Genomic DNA, 442 nt, shown 5'->3' with positions numbered 1-442 from the left:
CCCACAGAGAGACTTCTTTGCCACGCGTATCGGGCACCATCTTCTTGATGCGCAGCTGGTCCAGCCCACCTACGGCCTGGCCATACCACTCGCCATAGAGTGCTGCGGCTTCTTCTTCGCTGCGCGGTGCTGTGGCCAGGGCGCGGTAGCCGTCCAGCAAGACGGTGCATTCGTTCAGGATGTGCTGTGCCAGCAGCTGGGCGTAGTGCTGATTGGAGGGGGTGGCGGGCAGGCGCAAGAACATCCACTCCAGCGCGGGCAATCCCCTTGCGGCGCTGCCCACGGATTCGATCTGCTCTGGCGTGAGTGGGCTGGCCGCGTTGGCATCCAGCTGGCGCTGGATCTGTGCCGGCCGGGTGGGCCAGAAATCGATGGACCGTGCGGCACGGCGCTCCAACAGCGGCCCCACGGCTACGGCGGCCAAGCGCTCCCAGTGCAACAT

General features: G+C 65.8%; 1 protein-coding gene. It reads right to left on the bottom strand.

Features of this window, described 5'->3' with window-relative positions; translation table 11 throughout:
• A partial coding sequence (locus AC1D1Y_RS26425) for an imelysin family protein (RefSeq protein WP_477684956.1) occupies window positions 1-442 on the bottom strand: 442 nt, incomplete at both ends.

Source organism: Polaromonas sp. P1_G1 (genome assembly GCF_056405595.1).
This window is presented reverse-complemented; position numbering and strand designations above follow the sequence as displayed.